This window comes from Streptomyces cathayae (assembly GCF_029760955.1).
GTDB classification, from domain to species: Bacteria; Actinomycetota; Actinomycetes; order Streptomycetales; family Streptomycetaceae; genus Streptomyces; species Streptomyces cathayae.
The window spans coordinates 5,307,507-5,324,403 of the sequence record NZ_CP121682.1; the positions used below are offsets into that span (position 1 = coordinate 5,307,507).

Here is a 16,897-nt window from a genome sequence, read left to right on the forward strand (position 1 = left end):
GCCCTTCGCGTGCCGCGTACCACTACGCCGGGACGCGCACCTCGTCGCGGAGCTTCGTGGCGATGTCCGCGGCGGCGTCCTTCGTGATGTCCTTGGTGTTGTCACCGGGGGAGACCACCACGACCGTGCTGTAGTCCGCCCAGATGCAGAACCAGTTGGTGGTGTCCTGCTTGGTGAGGTTGTTCTTGCCCTTGCCGGCCTGGCACTTCATGACCGCACCGTCGAGCTCGACATCCTCGGGCTCGCCCACCAGCTCGGACAGGAGAGCGTTGTCCGAGCCCTTGCTCTTGGCGGTCTCCTTCTTGATGTTGGCGAAGAGCTTGTCCACGGCCGCCTCGGGGTCCTCGACCTCGCCGTAGGCGCCGAGGAAGGTCACGCCCTTCGCCTTGAGCAGCTCTTCCTGGCTGGGCAGGTCGGCCGGGTCGGGGTTCTTGAGGTCGTACCGGCTGAAGTCGGCCGTCGAGTACTGGGCGCCCACCGACTTGCCGTTCTTCACCCCGCCCTTGGCCAGGTCCTGCGTGGTGCTGGAGCTCGAGTCCTCGCCGGCCTCACCGACCCGCGTGTACTCGCCCATCACCTTCTCCGGCGCCGAGAGCTTGTGCGGGCCGTCGTCCTCCACACCGCCGGGACCGCCTCCGCCGAACACGAAGTACACGCCGACACCGATCGCCACCACGACCGCCGTCGCGCCGACGATCCAGCCGGCCTTCTTGGAGCCGCCGTCCGGCGCCGGGGGCTGCGGGGCGCCGTACGGGGCCTGGCCGTAGGGGGCCTGGCCGTAGGGGGGCTGCTGGGGCGGGACGCCCTGGCCGGGCTGGGCCGGGTAGCCGTAGCCGGGCTGGCCGGGCGGGGGCGCCTGCGGGGGGTAGCCGTAGCCGGGCTGCGGAGCCTGCGGCTGCTGGCCGTAGGGACCCGGCTGACCGTACGGTCCGGGCTGCTGGGGCTGCCCGCCGTACGGGCCCGGCTGGTTGTGGCTCATCTTCTGGGTTCCCCTCCAGATGTCTACGTGTCGTTGACATCCTGACTCAGAAGGGACGCGATCAAGCCAGCGGGGGGTGCACCGTTACAAAGGAATCGGGTTTCGGGACTGGGCCGTGACACCTCTAAACTGAGGCGCGTGACCGAGAACTCTCAGCAGCCGCAGCCGCCCACCCCCGAACTGCCGACCCAGTACGCGCCGGCCGACGTAGAGGGGCCGCTGTACGAGCGCTGGGTGGAGCGGGGCTACTTCGAGGCCGACGCCAAGAGCGGCAAACCCCCGTACACGATCGTCATCCCCCCGCCGAACGTCACGGGCAGCCTGCACCTCGGGCACGCCTTCGAGCACACGATCATCGACACCCTCACCCGCCGTGCGCGCATGCAGGGCTACGAGACGCTGTGGCAGCCCGGCATGGACCACGCCGGCATCGCCACGCAGAACGTCGTCGAGCGGGAACTCGCCAAGGAGGGCAAGTCCCGGCACGACCTCGGCCGGGAGGCCTTCGTCGAGCGGGTCTGGCAGTGGAAGGACGAGTCCGGCGGACAGATCTCCGGCCAGATGCGGCGCCTCGGCGACGGCGTCGCCTGGTCGCGTGAGCGCTTCACCATGGACGAGGGGCTGTCGAAGGCCGTCCAGACCGTCTTCAAGCGGCTCCACGACGACGAGCTGATCTACCGCGCCGAGCGCATCATCAACTGGTGCCCGCGCTGCCTGACCGCGATCTCCGACATCGAGGTCGACTACCAGGAGGACGACGGCGAGCTCGTCTCCATGAAGTACGGCGACGGGGACGAGACCATCGTCGTCGCCACCACCCGAGCCGAGACGATGCTCGGCGACACCGCCGTCGCCGTCCACCCCGAGGACGAGCGGTACCGGCACCTGATCGGCAAGCTCGTCAAGCTGCCGCTGACCGACCGCTCCATCCCGGTCGTCGCCGACGAGCACGTCGACCCCGAGTTCGGCACCGGCGCCGTCAAGGTGACCCCGGCGCACGACCCGAACGACTTCGAGATCGGCCGCCGCCACGACCTGCCGTCCCTCACCGTGATGGACGAGCACGCCGTCATCACCGTCCACGGCCCCTTCCAGGGCCTGGACCGGCTCGAGGCCCGCTCCGCCATCGTCGCCGCGCTGCGCGCCGAGGGCCGGATCGTCGCCGAGAAGCGGCCCTACGTCCACAGCGTCGGCCACTGCTCGCGCTGCAAGACCACCGTCGAACCGCGGCTGTCCATGCAGTGGTGGGTCAAGGTCGGCCCGCTGGCGAAGGCGGCGGGTGACGCGGTCCGCGACGGCAAGGTCACGATCCACCCGCAGGAGATGGAGAAGCGGTACTTCGACTGGGTCGACAACCTGCACGACTGGTGCATCTCGCGGCAGCTGTGGTGGGGCCACCGCATCCCCGTCTGGTACGGGCCGGACGGAGAGGTCGTCTGCGTCGGTCCGGACGAGGAGCCGCCGGCCGGCGAGGGCTGGCACCAGGACACCGACGTCCTCGACACCTGGTTCTCCTCCGGCCTGTGGCCGTTCTCCACGCTCGGCTGGCCCGAACAGACCGAGTCGCTCGCGAAGTTCTACCCGAACTCCGTCCTGGTCACCGGCTACGACATCCTCTTCTTCTGGGTCGCCCGGATGATGATGTTCGGCCTGTACGCGATGGACGGCACCCCGCCGTTCCGCACCATCGCCCTGCACGGCATGGTCCGCGACCAGTTCGGCAAGAAGATGTCGAAGTCCTTCGGCAACGCGGTCAACCCGCTGGACTGGATGGACAAGTACGGCTCCGACGCCCTGCGCTTCACCCTCGCGCGCGGCGCCAACCCGGGCGTCGACGTGCCGATCGGCGAGGACTGGGTCCAGGGCTCGCGCAACTTCGCCAACAAGATCTGGAACGCCACCCGCTTCGCGCTGATGAACGGCGCCACGGTCGAGGGTCCGCTGCCGGACGCCTCGAAGATGTCCTCCACCGACCGCTGGATCCTGTCCCGGCTGAACTCCGTCGTCGCCGAAGTCGACGCGTTCTACGACGACTTCCAGTTCGCCAAGCTGTCCGACGCGCTGTTCCACTTCGCCTGGGACGAGGTCTTCGACTGGTACGTCGAGCTGTCCAAGACGACGTTCCAGGCGGGTGGCGAGCCGGCCGAGGTCAGCAAGCGGGTCCTCGGCGAGGTCCTCGACGTCACGCTGCGGCTGCTGCACCCGGTGGTCCCGTTCGTCACCGAGACGCTGTGGACGACGCTGACCGGCGGTGAGTCGGTCGTCATCGCCGACTGGCCGGGGGACAGCGGCTTCCGGGACGCCGGCGCCGAGCGGGAGATCGAGACGCTCCAGTCGGTCATCACCGAGGTCCGCCGCTTCCGCGCCGACCAGGGCCTGCAGCCCGGCCAGCGGGTCCCCGCCCGGCTGACCCTCGACGGTTCGGCCCTCGCCCCGCACGAGCCGGCGATCCGGCAGCTGCTGCGCCTCCAGCCGGAGGGCGACGCGTTCACCGCGACGGCGACCCTGCCGGTGGCGGGCGTCGAGGTCGCCCTGGACCTCTCCGGGGTGATCGACTTCGCGGCGGAGCGCAAGCGCCTGGCCAAGGACCTGGCCGCCGCGCAGAAGGAGCGCCAGCAGGCGGAGGCCAAGCTGGGCAACGAGGCGTTCCTGGCGAAGGCCCCCGACCACGTGGTCGACAAGATCCGTACGCGGCTGGCCAAGGCGGACGAGGACATCGCCCGCATCCAGACCCAGCTGGACCGGCTGCCCCCGGCGTAACCGCGCGCCGCGCGCCGCGAACCGAGACCGACGGCCCCCGGAACCCGAGCACGGTTGTGGGGGCCGTCGGCTGCCGTGGAAGGGGGCGCGGGCCGGGTACGTAGACTGGGCTCCGTGAGTGAGCTCCCCCCGAACGACAGCGAGCAGCCCGGCTCCGGCGACCCCCTCGACCCCTTCGAGGAGATCATCGGGGCCGAGACGGAACGAGACCCCGACCTCGCGGTGATCGAGGCCGGCAGCCGCACCCTGCGCACGCAGGGCGGCCCGCCGCAGGCCGAGGTGCCCGCGCGGCCGGCCGACCCCGAGGTGGACAGGGCGCTGCGGGAGGTCGAGGGGGAGCTGGCGTCCCGCTGGGGCGAGACCAAGCTGGAACCGTCGGTCAGCCGTATCGCCGCGCTGATGGACGTGCTGGGCGAGCCGCAGCGCGCGTACCCCTCGATCCACATCACCGGCACCAACGGCAAGACGTCCACCGCCCGCATGATCGAGGTCCTCCTCGGCGCCTTCGAACTGCGCACGGGCCGGTACACCTCGCCGCACGTCCAGTCGGTCACCGAACGGATCAGCCTCGACGGGGCGCCGATCTCCGCCGAGCGGTTCGTGGAGACGTACCAGGACGTCAAGCCGTACGTCGAGATGGTCGACTCCCGGCAGGAGTACCGGCTGTCCTTCTTCGAGGTGCTCACGGGCATGGCGTACGCGGCGTTCGCCGACGCACCGGTGGACGTCGCCGTCGTCGAGGTCGGCATGGGCGGCACCTGGGACGCCACCAACGTGATCGACGGGAGCGTCGCCGTCGTGACGCCGATCGACCTCGACCACACCGACCGGCTCGGCGCCACGCCCGCCGAGATCGCCACAGAGAAGGCCGGCGTCATCAAGCCGGACGCGACGGTGATCATGGCCCAGCAGCCGGTCGACGCGGCCCAGGTGCTGCTGAAGAAGGCCGTCGAGGCCGATGCGACGGTGGCCCGGGAAGGGCTCGAGTTCGGGGTCGTCGACCGGCAGGTCGCCGTCGGCGGCCAGCAGGTGACCCTGCGCGGCCTCGGCGGGGAGTACCCCGACCTGTACCTGCCGCTGCACGGCGCCCACCAGGCGCACAACGCGGCCGTGGCGCTCGCCGCCGTGGAGGCGTTCTTCGGCGTCGGCGCGCAGCGGGCCGAACCGCTCGACCTCGACACCGTGCGGGGGGCGTTCGCCGCCGTCGCCTCACCGGGCCGGCTGGAGGTCGTACGCCGCTCGCCCACCGTCGTGCTGGACGCCGCCCACAACCCGGCGGGCGCGCGGGCCGCGGCCACGGCGATCGGGGAGGCGTTCCAGTTCAGCCGGCTCATCGGCGTGGTGGGCGCCAGCGGCGACAAGAACGTGCGCGGGCTGCTCGAGGCCTTCGAGCCGGTCTTCGCCGAGATCGTCGTCACCCGGAACTCCAGCCACCGCGCGATGGACGTCGACGAACTGGCGGGGATCGCCGTCGAGGTGTTCGGCGAGGACCGCGTCCAGGTCGAACCCCGGCTGCCCGACGCGCTGGAGGCCGCGATCACGCTGGCCGAGGAGGAGGGCGAGTTCACCGGAGCCGGTGTGCTCGTCACCGGTTCCGTCATCACCGTCGGCGAGGCCCGACTGCTTCTGGGAAGGAGCTGAGAAACCGTGCGTACACTCTGCGCTTCGACCCTGATCAGCGAGGTCTTCGTCATCGGCTTCGCCGGACTGGTCGCGATGAAGGACCCGGACCTCTCCGTCACCATGGTGTGGACGGTGTGCGGCATCGCCATGTTCCTGTGCGTGGCGCTGTGCGGGATGATCACCCGGCCCGGCGGCGTCGCCCTCGGCTGGGCCCTGCAGCTCGCCCTGTTCGCCTCCGGCTTCTTCGTCCCGACGATGTTCTTCCTGGGCGTGCTGTTCGCGGTGCTGTGGTGGGCCTCGGTGCACTACGGGCGGAAGATCGACGAGGCGAAGGCCCGGTTCGCCGCGCACCAGTCGGCTTAGCCGGTGTTGTCGGTGCCGGGTGCTTCACTGTGCTCGGCACCTGGGCCTTCTCCGCCAACGCGGAGATGATCCCGGCTTGCCCTTGTGCTCGGCGCACTGCTGATCGTGCTCCCCGCGGTGGCGGGGCTGTCGGACGGGGTCCAGGTGACGGCCTTGCCGCCCCACCGGGTAGCCTCGGGCCAGTCGATTTTCTGGCCTGCAAGGAGCCGCACACCATGACCCAGCGCACCCTCGTCCTCCTGAAGCCGGATGCCGTCCGCCGCTCACTGGTCGGCGAGATCATCAGCCGTATCGAGCGCAAGGCCGGCTGGCGGATCACCGCGCTGGAGCTGCGGACCCTGGACCGTGCCACTCTGGAGCAGCACTACGAGGAGCACGTCGGCCGCCCGTTCTACGAGCCGCTGATGGAGTTCATGGCCTCCGGCCCGGTCGTGGCGATGATCGTCGAGGGTGAGCGGGTCATCGAGGGAGTGCGTCAACTGGCCGGTCCGACCGACCCGGTCGCCGCGGCCCCGGGATCGATCCGCGGCGACTTCGGCGTGATCGTCCGGGAGAACCTGATCCACGCCTCCGACTCGGAGGAGTCCGCCGAGCGCGAGGTGAAGATCTTCTTCCCCGGCCACGCGTGACGTCCCGCCCACCGAGACCGCGCATAACAATCGCATAGCGGCCGTGCGCTGCGCTGTGGCCGTCCGGCGGCTGGTCTGGGGGCTTCGCCCCCAGACCTTTTTGACATATGCGTGGCGTTCGGGGGAACGCATGCCTCCGATGGCCCGTCTCCACAAGCAACCGAACCCGCCATCTGATGACAATGGCGAAGACCCTCGCGCAGTGTTCGCGAAGGCGCGTCTACGATGGAACCCTTCGCGTCACCGCACCCACCTCGCCGACCTGAAAAGCCCTCAAAAGCCAGTGGGAAGGCCAGACGAATCCTCATGGGGAACTCTATGTCGTTCATCGGCCGTGACATGGCTGTCGACCTCGGGACCGCCAACACGCTGGTGTACGTGAGAGGTCGCGGAATCGTACTCAACGAGCCGTCCGTCGTCGCGATCAACACCAATACCGGTGGCATCCTCGCGGTCGGGTCCGAGGCGAAGAAGATGATCGGGCGCACCCCCGGCAACATCGTCGCCGTACGCCCGCTGAAGGACGGCGTCATCGCCGACTTCGAGATCACCGAGCGGATGCTCCGCTACTTCATCCTGAAGATCCACAAGCGGCGGTATCTGGCCCGTCCGCGGGTCGTCGTCTGTGTCCCCTCGGGCATCACCGGCGTCGAGCGCCGTGCCGTCATCGAGGCGTCGTCCCAGGCCGGCGCCCGTCAGGTGCACATCATCGAGGAGCCCATGGCGGCCGCCATCGGCTCCGGCCTGCCGGTCCACGAGGCCACGGGCAACATGGTGGTGGACATCGGCGGCGGCACCACGGAGGTCGCGGTCATCTCCCTCGGCGGCATCGTCACCGCCCAGTCCATCCGGGTCGCGGGCGACGAACTGGACAACGCGATCATCCAGCACATCAAGAAGGAGTACTCCCTCCTGCTGGGTGAGCGCTCGGCCGAGCAGATCAAGCTCACCATCGGTTCGGCGTACGACCTCGACTCGGACGAACACACCGAGATCCGCGGCCGGGACCTGGTCTCCGGGCTGCCCAAGACCGTGGTCATCTCCGCCGAGGAAGTGCGCAAGGCGATCGAGGAGCCGGTCAACGCCATCGTGGACGCGGTCAAGACCACCCTGGACAAGTGCCCGCCGGAGCTGTCCGGCGACATCATGGACCGGGGCATCGTGCTGACCGGCGGCGGAGCGCTGCTGCGCGGTCTGGACGAGCGGCTGCGCCGCGAGACGGGCATGCCCATCCACATCGCCGAGGACCCGCTGGACAGTGTGGCGCTCGGCTCCGGAAAGTGCGTGGAGGAGTTCGAGGCGCTCCAGCAGGTGCTGGACGCCCAGCCGCGCAGATGACGTGGCTCTTCGATTCCGCCGTACGGGGCGATCTCCTCTCGTACGGCGGATCGTTGATATAGAGACATAAGCTGACCCCCCGTAGTTCCCGGACCCGGAGAACCGTAGATCCTCAGATCTGAAGATCCGTAGGTCATCGGAGCCGTGGTTCCCGTAGTCACCCGTAATTCCCCGTATTTTCCGACCCCTTCGGTACCACCCCGTTTTCGCTACCCGTTCTCGACGAGGAAGGCACGGCCGTCGCACGTGAGGGACACACGAGAGAGCCGGCTGCTCCTGGTGCTGCTGATCACCACCGCTTTCGCACTGATCACGGTGGACATCCGCGGCGGAGAGGATTCACCGGTCGACGGTGCCCGACAAGCCGCGGCGACGGTCTTCGGCCCGATCGAGAACGGAGTGGCCGGCGCGGTCGACCCGATCGGCAACGCCGTCTCCGCGGTCCGCGACTCCGGTGACCGGCACGACCGGCTCGCCGAACTGGAGCGGGAGAACGCCGCGCTCAAGGCCGAACTCGGCAGCGACGACCGCAACCGCAGCAGGGCCAGACAGCTCGACACGTTGCTGAAGGTCGCCGGCCAGGGCCAGTACGGCATCAAGGGCGCCCAGGTCATCGCCATAGGAGCGGCCCAGGGCTTCTCCTGGACCATCACCATCGACGTCGGCGCCGCCGACGGCGTCGAGCGCGACATGACCGTCCTCAACGGCGACGGACTCGTCGGCCGGGTCACCACCGTCGGCCCGAACACCGCCACCGTGCTGCTCGCCAACGACCCCGACTTCACCGTGGGCACCCGGATGGAGGCCGGCGACGAACTCGGCTTCGCCTCCGGCCAGGGCGACCGGCCCCTGCGCGTCGAACTCCTCAACGGCAAGGCCGAGATCAAGAAGGGCGACCGGCTGGTCACCTTCGGCTCACAGGCCGACAAGCCGTTCGTGCCCGGCGTCCCCGTCGGCACCGTCTCCCGGGTCGACCCCTCCGGCGGCGGCCTCACCCGTACCCTCTACGTCACGCCGTTCGTCGGCTTCACCAAGCTCGACGTCGTCGGTGTGGTCGTCCAGGCCCCCGAGAAGGACCCGCGCGACACGGTGCTGCCCAAGAAGCCGAAGCCCACGCCCACGCCCACCGTCACGGTGACCGTCACCCCGTCAGCCCCGGCCGGCGGCCAGGACCAGCAAGAGCAGTAGGAGCTGTCACCTCATGCGCGTCAACCGGATCCTGCTCTCCAGCTCACTGGTCGTGGTGGCCCTGGTGATCCAGGTGAGCGTCCTCGCCCGCCTCCATCTTCCGGGCGCCGTCCCCGACCTGCTCCTCCTGACGGTCCTCGGCCTCGCCCTGGTCTACGGCCATGTCGGCGGCTCCCTCGTCGGCTTCGCCGCCGGACTCCTCGCCGACCTGGCCCCGCCCGCCGACCACGCCGTCGGCCGCTACGCCCTGGTGCTGTGCGTCGTCGGCTACCTCGCCGGACTGGTCAAGCCCGAGAGCGGCCAGGTGAGATCGGCGACCGGCCCGATGGCCGTGGTGGTCGCCGCGGCCATCGGCACCACCCTGCTCTACGCCGGTGTCGGCGCCCTCGTCGGCGACACCGCGGCCCGCAACGTCGGCCTCGGCGGACTGCTCCTCAGCGCGGCCCTGTACGACCTGCTGCTGGCCCCCTTCGTCGTCCCCGGGGTCATGGCCCTGGCCCGGCGCGCCGAGAACGATCCACTCGCCGAGAACAGTTCCGCCAAGTCCGGTGACGTCGCCTCCGGCTGGAGCGCGGGCGGCACCGGACTGCGCATCGGCGCCCAGCGGGGCCTGCGGGCGAAGGCGGCGCGGGCGCGGGTGGCGCGGGCCGGCCGCATCAAGGGGGTCAAGCGCCTGTGACACCGCAGAACCTCACCGAGGGGGAGGAAACCGCCGTGCCCTCCCACCCGTCTCCCACCGCCACCCTCAACGGAATGGGCTGCGCCCATGACTAACATCCCCGAGACCGGGCGCAGCCCCCGGGTCCAGATCCGGCTCGTCGTCATCCAGGTCCTCGTCCTCTCCCTCCTCGGCACCCTGGGCGGGCGCCTGTGGTACCTCCAGATCCGCGAGGGCGCCGAGTACGCGAAGAAGGCCTCCGGCAACCACGTGCAGCAGGTCGTCCAGCCCGCGGTCCGCGGCTCCATCCTGGACGCCCGCGGAGTGGCCCTCGCCGACAACGAGACCCGGCTGGTCGTCTCCGCCTCCCGCACCGAACTCATGAAGATGCGCGACGACGGCGAGGCCGTCCTCACCAAGCTCGCCGACGTCCTCTCCATGCCCACCAAGGAGGTCATGGAGAAGGTCCGGCTGTGTGACGCCAAGACCCCCCAGCCCTGCTGGAACGGCTCGCCGTACCAGCCCATCCCCATCACCGACGAGGCCACCGCCAAGCAGGCCCTGCAGATCCGCGAGCGCGCCGAGGACTTCCCCGGCATCAGCGCCGAACCCCAGGCCGTACGCCGGTACGCGGCCCCCGGGCAGGCCAACACCGCCCAGGTCCTCGGCTATCTCTCGCCCGTCACCGACGAGGAACTCCAGCAGGCCCAGGACACCGACTCGCCCTACCTGCGCTCCGACCAGGTCGGCCGTTCCGGCCTGGAACGCGAGTACGACAAGCAGTTGCGCGGCAAGGCGGGCGTCACCCGCTACGAGGTCGACAACCTCGGCCGCGTCATCGGCGAGGCCCAGGCCGACCCCGCCCAGCCCGGCGCCAACCTCGTCACCAGCATCGACGCCCGCGTCCAGCGGGTCGCCGAGTACGAGCTGAACGAGGCGATGAAGCAGGCCCGCAAGGAGATGGACCGCAACACCAACCGCCTCTACGAGGCCGACTCCGGGGCCATCGTCGTCATGGAGGCCAAGACCGGCCGCGTCGTCGCCATGGCCTCCAACCCGAGCTACGACCCCAACGCCTGGGTGGGCGGCATCTCCGGCAAGGACTACGCCAAGCTCACCGGCAAGAAGTCCAACTACCCGCTGCTGAACCGCGCCATCCAGGGCGTGTCGGCACCCGGCTCCATCTTCAAGGTCATCCCGACCGCCGCCGCGATCAACGCCGGGTACTCCTTCAACGGCCCCTACGAGTGCTCCAGCTCGTACTCCATCGGCGGCCAGGTCTTCAAGAACTTCGAATCCCAGAGCTTCGGCGGCATCAGCCTCGGCCGCGCCCTCGAGGTCTCCTGCGACACCGTCTTCTACCGGCTCGCCCACGAGGAGTGGAAGCGCGACGGCGGCAACAAGCCGAAGAAGAACGCCAAGGACTGGTTCTACAAGACCTCCCACCAGTTCGGCCTCGGCGAGCTGACCGGCATCGACCTGCCCAACGAGGTCACCGGCCGGGTCCCCGACCGCCAGTGGAAGGCCGACTACTGGAAGGCCAACAAGGACGCCTGGTGCAAGTCCGGCAAGAAGGACGGCAGCTACGTCGAGCGCATCGCCTACGAGAACTGCCTCGAAGGCAACCGACTGCGCGCCGGTGACTCCGTCAACTACTCCATCGGCCAGGGCGACACCCTCGTCACCCCCGTCCAGATGGCCACCGTCTACGCGGCCCTCTCCAACGGCGGCACCCTCTACCAGCCCACCGTCGGCAAGGCCGTCATCAGCCCCGACGGCAAGCAGACCACGGAGATCGAACCCAAGGCGCACGGCAAGCTGCCGATGACCAAGAAGACCCTCGACGCCGTGGACGGGGCCCTCGAGGGAGTCGCCACCCGCGGTACGGCCGCCTGGCGGTTCGGCGGCTGGCCGCAGGACGAGATCCCGATGCACGCCAAGACCGGTACCGCCGAGGTCCACGGCAAGCAGACCACCTCGTGGTTCGCGACCTACACCAAGGACTACTCGATCGTCATGACGATCTCCCAGGGCGGCACCGGCTCCGGCGCCTCGGGCCCCGCCGTGCGCAACGTCTACAACGCGCTGTACGGCGTCTCCCCGGACGGCGAGATCGACAAGAAGAAGGCACTGCTGCCCACCCCGCAGAAGACGCTGCCCGAGGTCAGGACCGACGGCACCATCACCTCCCCGAAGATCTCCAAGGACCCGGCCAAGGACCTGCGGGCCACCGAGGAGGCCGGGACCGGGGACGGCGGGACCGAGGAGGCCGGGACGCCCCCCGACGGCACCCCCGACGGCCAGGACCAGGGCGCGACCGTGAACACACCCCCGCCCGCCGACCGCGACACCCGCCGCCGGGACGCACGACGGAGCGCCGGCCGGGCGCGCCGCACGGCAGGCCGGAGGACGGCACCATGAGCGGCGGAGTCAACAGCTTCCACGTCTCCGGCTACGGACCCGAGCGGGCCGGCTGGACGCAGCTCTTCGCCCGCGACTCCCCGGCCCGGCGACTCGACTGGCCGATACTGCTGTCGGCGATCGCCCTGTCGCTGCTCGGCTCCCTCCTGGTCTACTCGGCGACCCGCAACCGCACCGAGCTCAACCAGGGCGATCCGTACTACTTCCTGGTCCGGCACTGGCTGAACACCGGCATCGGCCTGACCCTGATGATCGCCATGCTCTGGCTCGGCCACCGCGCCCTGCGCACCGCCGTACCGGTCCTCTACGGCGCCTCGGTCTTCCTGATCCTGCTGGTGCTCACCCCGCTGGGCTCCACCATCAACGGCGCCCACTCCTGGATCCAGCTCGGCGGCGGCTTCTCGCTCCAGCCCTCGGAGTTCGTGAAGCTCACCATCATCCTGGGCATGGCCATGCTGCTCGCGGCCCGGGTCGACGCCGGCGACAAGCCCTACCCCGACCACCGCACGGTCCTCCAGGCCCTGGGACTGGCCGTCGTCCCCATGCTGATCGTCATGCTGATGCCCGACCTCGGCTCGGTCATGGTCATGGTCGTCATCGTGCTCGGCGTCCTGCTCGCCTCCGGCGCCTCCAACCGGTGGATCTTCGGCCTGATCGGCGCCGGAGCCATCGGAGCCGTCACCGTCTGGCAGCTCGGAATCCTCGACGAGTACCAGATCAACCGCTTCGCCGCCTTCGCCAACCCCGAACTCGACCCCGCCGGCGTCGGCTACAACACCAACCAGGCCCGCATCGCCATCGGCTCCGGCGGCCTCACCGGCTCCGGCCTCTTCGAAGGCTCGCAGACCACCGGCCAGTTCGTCCCCGAGCAGCAGACCGACTTCGTCTTCACCGTCGCCGGGGAGGAACTCGGCTTCATCGGCGGCGCACTGATCATCGGCCTGCTCGGCGTCATCCTGTGGCGCGCCTGCCGCATCGCCCGCGACACCACCGACCTGTACGGCACCATCGTCGCCGCCGGCATCGTCGCCTGGTTCGCCTTCCAGACCTTCGAGAACATCGGCATGACCCTCGGCATCATGCCGGTCACCGGCCTGCCCCTGCCGTTCGTGTCCTACGGCGGCTCGTCGATGTTCGCGGTGTGGCTGGCCGTGGGCCTCCTGCAGTCGATCAGACTGCAACGCCCACTGTCCGCGAGCGCGTCCGGCCGTACGGCCGGTGCGGACCGGCCCCGCCGTTCCGCACCGGTCACGACTAGATTCAGGTCTGGCGGATAGGTTCAGTTCATGGCGGACACCACACGCGAAATCGAGCGAAAGTACGAGTCCGGCGACAGCGGACTCCCCGACCTGACCGGCGTCCCCGGCGTGGCCTCCATCGCCGACCAGGGCCTCGTCCACCTGGACGCCACCTACTACGACACCGCCGACCACCGACTCACCGCCGCCTCCCTCACCCTGCGCCGCCGCACCGGCGGCTCCGACGCCGGCTGGCACCTGAAGTTCCCCGTCGCCCCCGGGGTACGCGACGAGATCCGCGCCCCGCTCTCCGACACCCTCCCGGAGGACCTCGCCCGGCTCGTCCGCTCCCGCGTCCGCGGCGCCGCACTGGGCCCCGTGGTCCGGCTGCGCTCCGACCGCGACGTACGCCACCTCCTCGACACCACCGGCCGGCTCCTCGCCGAGATCAGCGTCGACACCGTGCACGCCGAACGCCTCACCGGCGACGGCACCGCCCGGTGGACCGAGATCGAGGTCGAACTCGCCGACGACGGCGACCCCGCCTTCCTCGACAAGGTCGACAAACGACTCCGCAAGGCGGGCCTGCGCCCCTCGACGTCGCCCTCCAAACTCGCCAGGGCCCTCGCCGAGACGGCACCCCCCACGCACACCCCCCAGGCCGCCCCCGCACCCGCGGCCGCCCCGGCCGCGGCGCCGAAGCGCAAGCACCGCAGCCGGCCGGTCGGCGAGCCCGTCACCGCCGGCGACCACGTCCTCGCCTACGTCCGCGCCCAGCGGGACGCCCTCGTCGAACTCGATCCCGCCGTACGCCAGGACGTACCCGACTCCGTGCACCGCATGCGCGTCGCCACCCGCCGCCTGCGCAGCACCTTCCGCTCCTTCCGCAGCGTCCTCGACCGCAGGACCACCGACCCCGTCGGCGTCGACCTGAAATGGCTGGCCGGAGAGCTCGGTCTGGACCGCGACCAGGAAGTCCTCGCCGAGCGCCTCATCACGGCCCTGGACGACCTGCCCGGCACCCTCGTCCACGGCCCCGTGCGCGACAGGCTGACCACCTGGTCCGAGACCGGCCACCGCGGAGCCCACGGCAAGGTCACCGGAGTCCTCGACTCCCGCCGCTACCTCACCCTGCTCGACACCCTCGACGCCCTGCTGGCCGACCCGCCCCTGCGGAAGAAGGCCGCGTCCGGCCCGGACAAGGTGCTCGCCAAGGCCGTGAGCAAGGACCTCGACACACTCTCCGGCCTCGTCACCCGGGCCCTGGACCTCCCGCCTGGCCACGAACGGGACCTCGCCCTGCACGACGCCCGCAAGAAGACCAAACGCACCCGCTACGCCGCCGAGGCCGCCACCCCGGCACTCGACGCTCCCGCCAAGGACCTGGTCAAGAGCATGAAGTCCCTCCAGGGCCTGCTCGGCGACCACCAGGACAGCGTCATGGCCCGCAAGACCCTGCGCGAACTCGCCGCCGTCGCCCACGCGGCCGGGGAGAGCGACTTCACGTACGGGGTGCTGTACGGACGCGAGGAACGGCGCGCGGAGATCACCGAGAACGCCCTCCCGGAAACCTGGAAGCCGATCAGAAAATCCGCCGCCTTCTGAAGCGGTTAGGCTGGATGGTCACCCGCCCCCAGCCTCCGGCCGGGGAGCCCCAGCCAGCACACAAAGGTTCCCGAGATGCCTGCCGAAGCCGCCGTGGCCGCCGAGTCTGTGTTCCCGCAGCTCGAAGCGCTGCTCCCGCATGTGCAGAAGCCGATCCAGTACGTCGGCGGAGAGCTCAACTCCACGGTCAAGCCTTGGGACAGCTGCGATGTCCGCTGGGCCCTCATGTACCCCGACGCGTACGAGGTCGGACTGCCCAACCAGGGCGTCATGATCCTCTACGAGGTGCTCAACGAACAGGACGGCGTTCTCGCCGAGCGCACCTACAGCGTCTGGCCGGACCTGGAGGAACTGATGCGGGAGCACGCCGTCCCGCAGTTCACGGTCGACAGCCACCGCCCGGTCAAGGCCTTCGACGTGTTCGGCCTGAGCTTCTCCACCGAGCTCGGCTACACCAACATGCTCACCGCCCTGGACCTGTCCGGCATCCCGCTCGAGGCCAAGGACCGCGGCCCGGACGACCCGATCGTCGTGGCCGGCGGCCACGCCGCCTTCAACCCCGAACCGATCGCCGACTTCATCGACTGCGCCGTCATCGGCGACGGCGAGCAGGCCGTCCTGGAGATCACCCGGATCGTCCGCGCCTGGAAGGAGGAGGGCCGCCCCGGAGGCCGCGAGGAACTCCTCCACCGCCTGGCCCGGACCGGCGGCGTCTACGTCCCCGCCTTCTACGACGTCGAGTACCTCCCCGACGGCCGGATCGCCCGCGTCGTGCCGAACAGGTCGGGCGTCCCGTGGCGCGTCTCCAAGCACACCGTCATGGACCTCGACGAGTGGCCCTACCCCAAGCAGCCCCTCGTCCCGCTCGCCGAGACGGTCCACGAGCGCATGTCGGTGGAGATCTTCCGCGGCTGCACCCGCGGCTGCCGCTTCTGCCAGGCCGGCATGATCACCCGCCCGGTGCGCGAGCGCTCCATCACCGGCATCGGCGACATGGTGGAAAAGGGACTTCGCGCCACCGGCTTCGAAGAGGTCGGCCTGCTCTCCCTCTCCTCCGCCGACCACTCGGAGATCGGCGACATCGCCAAGGGCCTCGCCGACCGCTACGAAGAGGACAAGATCGGCCTCTCCCTCCCCTCCACCCGCGTCGACGCCTTCAACGTCGACCTGGCCAACGAACTGACCCGCAACGGCCGCCGCTCCGGCCTCACCTTCGCCCCCGAGGGCGGCTCGGAGCGCCTGCGCAAGGTCATCAACAAGATGGTCTCCGAGGACGACCTGATCAGGACCGTCGCCACGGCCTACGGCAACGGCTGGCGCCAGGTGAAGCTCTACTTCATGTGCGGCCTGCCCACCGAGACCGACGACGACGTCCTCCAGATCGCCGACATGGCGATGAACGTCATCCAGAAGGGCCGCGAGGTCTCCGGCTCGGGCGACATCCGCTGCACCGTCTCCATCGGCGGCTTCGTCCCCAAGCCGCACACCCCCTTCCAGTGGGCACCGCAGCTGTCGGCCGAGGAGACGGACGCCCGCCTGACCAAGCTGCGCGACAAGATCCGCGGCGACAAGAAGTACGGCCGCTCCATCGGCTTCCGCTACCACGACGGCAAGCCCGGCATCGTCGAGGGACTCCTCTCCCGCGGTGACCGCCGCATCGGCGCGGTCATCCGCGCGGTCTACGAGGACGGCGGCCGCTTCGACGGCTGGCGCGAGCACTTCTCCTACGACCGCTGGATGGACTGCGCCGACAAGGCCCTGGCGCAGTACGGCGTGGACCTCGACTGGTACACCACCCGCGAACGCTCCTACGAGGAGGTCCTCCCCTGGGACCACCTCGACTCCGGCCTCGACAAGGAATGGCTCTGGGAGGACTGGCAGGACGCCCTCGACGAGACCGAGGTCGAGGACTGCCGCTGGACCCCCTGCTTCGACTGCGGGGTGTGCCCTCAGATGGACACCAGTATTCAGATCGGACCGACGGGTAAGAAGCTTCTTCCTCTGACGGTGAAGAACACGGCCTGAGCCGTCGTGCCGAGCTGTTCGGTGGGCCCGCTCCGGAACACGGAGCGGGCCCACCGGCGTTCGCGGCCTG

General features: G+C 70.0%; 11 protein-coding genes and 1 pseudogene. 11 read left to right on the plus strand and 1 reads right to left on the minus strand.

From position 1 onward, the window contains the following. Positions 1–22: 22 nt before the first annotated feature. Positions 23–979 carry a hypothetical protein gene (locus PYS65_RS24200; RefSeq protein WP_279336043.1) on the minus strand — a complete coding sequence of 319 codons (957 nt, stop codon included), beginning with the start codon at positions 977–979 and terminating at the stop codon, positions 23–25. A 138-nt stretch (positions 980–1,117) separates the two neighbouring features. Here PYS65_RS24200 and PYS65_RS24205 point away from each other — a divergent pair, with 138 nt between their 5' ends. The 11 genes and pseudogenes from PYS65_RS24205 (at position 1,118) to PYS65_RS24255 (ending at position 16,827) form a co-directional block, all read left to right on the plus strand. Beyond that, positions 1,118–3,739 carry a valine--tRNA ligase gene (locus PYS65_RS24205; protein WP_279336044.1) on the plus strand — a complete coding sequence of 874 codons (2,622 nt, stop codon included), beginning with the start codon at positions 1,118–1,120 and terminating at the stop codon, positions 3,737–3,739. 114 nt (positions 3,740–3,853) lie between these two features. Then, entirely contained in the window at positions 3,854–5,380 is a 1,527-nt protein-coding gene (folC, locus tag PYS65_RS24210) for a bifunctional tetrahydrofolate synthase/dihydrofolate synthase (RefSeq protein ID WP_279336045.1), read from the plus strand. 6 nt (positions 5,381–5,386) lie between these two features. After that, positions 5,387–5,725: a DUF4233 domain-containing protein gene (locus PYS65_RS24215; protein ID WP_279336046.1), complete on the plus strand. Its 339-nt coding sequence runs from the start codon at positions 5,387–5,389 to the stop codon at positions 5,723–5,725. A 215-nt stretch (positions 5,726–5,940) separates the two neighbouring features. After that, positions 5,941–6,354, plus strand: coding sequence for a nucleoside-diphosphate kinase (gene ndk, locus PYS65_RS24220; RefSeq protein WP_279336047.1), 414 nt, complete (start codon positions 5,941–5,943; stop codon positions 6,352–6,354). A gap of 318 nt (positions 6,355–6,672) precedes the next feature. Continuing rightward, complete coding sequence (locus PYS65_RS24225; RefSeq protein WP_279336048.1) at positions 6,673–7,692, plus strand: rod shape-determining protein; 1,020 nt, start codon at positions 6,673–6,675, stop codon at positions 7,690–7,692. A 246-nt stretch (positions 7,693–7,938) separates the two neighbouring features. Beyond that, positions 7,939–8,880 carry a rod shape-determining protein MreC gene (mreC, locus tag PYS65_RS24230; RefSeq protein ID WP_279336049.1) on the plus strand — a complete coding sequence of 314 codons (942 nt, stop codon included), beginning with the start codon at positions 7,939–7,941 and terminating at the stop codon, positions 8,878–8,880. A gap of 13 nt (positions 8,881–8,893) precedes the next feature. Next, a complete protein-coding gene (gene mreD, locus PYS65_RS24235; RefSeq protein WP_279336050.1) occupies positions 8,894–9,559 on the plus strand; it encodes a rod shape-determining protein MreD in 666 nt (221 codons plus the stop codon). 87 nt (positions 9,560–9,646) lie between these two features. Further along, positions 9,647–11,959, plus strand: coding sequence for a penicillin-binding protein 2 (mrdA, locus tag PYS65_RS24240; RefSeq protein ID WP_279336051.1), 2,313 nt, complete (start codon positions 9,647–9,649; stop codon positions 11,957–11,959). Further along, positions 11,956–13,155, plus strand: a pseudogene (gene rodA / locus PYS65_RS24245) (rod shape-determining protein RodA); the annotation flags it as partial. The gene mrdA and the pseudogene rodA, both read left to right, overlap by 4 nt. 90 nt (positions 13,156–13,245) lie before the next feature. Next, positions 13,246–14,802 (plus strand): CYTH and CHAD domain-containing protein, encoded by a 1,557-nt coding sequence (locus PYS65_RS24250; protein ID WP_279336052.1) that lies wholly within the window; start codon positions 13,246–13,248, stop codon positions 14,800–14,802. Positions 14,803–14,877: 75 nt separating this feature from the next. Next, positions 14,878–16,827, plus strand: a complete 1,950-nt coding sequence (locus PYS65_RS24255; RefSeq protein ID WP_279336053.1) for a TIGR03960 family B12-binding radical SAM protein — start codon at positions 14,878–14,880, stop codon at positions 16,825–16,827. The last annotated feature ends 70 nt before the right edge of the window (positions 16,828–16,897 follow it).

Bases quoted from the DNA above. Each gene is read 5' to 3' on its own strand.
- PYS65_RS24200 (WP_279336043.1), bottom strand. From the start codon at position 979: ATGAGCCACAACCAGCCGGGCCCGTACGGCGGGCAGCCCCAGCAGCCC.
- PYS65_RS24250 (WP_279336052.1), top strand. From the start codon at position 13,246: ATGGCGGACACCACACGCGAAATCGAGCGAAAGTACGAGTCCGGCGAC.
- PYS65_RS24225 (WP_279336048.1), top strand. From the start codon at position 6,673: ATGTCGTTCATCGGCCGTGACATGGCTGTCGACCTCGGGACCGCCAAC.
- mreD (WP_279336050.1), top strand. From the start codon at position 8,894: ATGCGCGTCAACCGGATCCTGCTCTCCAGCTCACTGGTCGTGGTGGCC.
- PYS65_RS24255 (WP_279336053.1), top strand. From the start codon at position 14,878: ATGCCTGCCGAAGCCGCCGTGGCCGCCGAGTCTGTGTTCCCGCAGCTC.
- mrdA (WP_279336051.1), top strand. From the start codon at position 9,647: ATGACTAACATCCCCGAGACCGGGCGCAGCCCCCGGGTCCAGATCCGG.
- ndk (WP_279336047.1), top strand. From the start codon at position 5,941: ATGACCCAGCGCACCCTCGTCCTCCTGAAGCCGGATGCCGTCCGCCGC.